Annotated in this window: 1 protein-coding gene; it reads right to left on the reverse strand. The window is 50.2% G+C overall.

Annotation, left to right across the window (positions count from 1 at the left end; translation table 11 throughout):
• Nucleotides 1-230 (reverse strand): alcohol dehydrogenase catalytic domain-containing protein (locus tag KVT27_RS26090; protein ID WP_217582323.1); only part of this gene is annotated, 230 nt, incomplete at its 3' end.
• Between the last annotated feature and the right edge of the window lie 7 nt (nucleotides 231-237).

The raw sequence follows: 237 nt of genomic DNA on the forward strand, positions 1-237 counted from the left end.
TGGTCGCCAACCGCTAGTCCTGTAACGCCATCGGCAATCTCTTCGACATAGCCCGAAAGCTCATGCCCAAGTACGCGGGGATAACTGAAAAAAGGCTGATTCCCTTTGAAAGCGTGCAAATCCGTGCCACAAATGCCGATCCTTTGAATACGAACGATAGCCTCCCCGGCTCTAAGAACCGGCTCCTCTATGTCTACAAGCCGAAACTGCTCAATCTGTTCACATACAATTGCTTTC

The organism is Lysinibacillus sp. GbtcB16, assembly GCF_019091145.1.
GTDB lineage: Bacteria > Bacillota > Bacilli > Bacillales_A > Planococcaceae > Lysinibacillus > Lysinibacillus fusiformis.